The organism is Citrobacter sp. EC_71, from assembly GCF_019584005.1.
Lineage (GTDB): Bacteria > Pseudomonadota > Gammaproteobacteria > Enterobacterales > Enterobacteriaceae > Citrobacter > Citrobacter werkmanii.
This window is the reverse complement of the sequence record NZ_VDAY01000106.1, coordinates 1-231: the sequence shown is the minus strand read 5'-3', so window position 1 is coordinate 231 and position 231 is coordinate 1. Positions and strand designations below refer to the sequence as shown.

General features: G+C 54.1%; 1 rRNA gene. It reads left to right on the top strand.

Annotated features, from left to right (window positions below):
- A 23S ribosomal RNA gene (locus FHD02_RS24940) occupies window positions 1-231 on the top strand; the annotation flags it as partial.

Here is a 231-nt window from a genome sequence, read left to right as displayed (position 1 = left end):
GAAGGGGGGACGGAGAAGGCTATGTCGGCCGGGCGACGGTTGTCCCGGTTTAAGCGTGTAGGTGTGTGTTCCAGGTAAATCCGGTTCACTTTAACACTGAGGCGTGATGACGAGGTACTACGGTGCTGAAGTGACAAATGCCCTGCTTCCAGGAAAAGCCTCTAAGCATCAGGTAACACGAAATCGTACCCCAAACCGACACAGGTGGTCAGGTAGAGAATACCAAGGCGC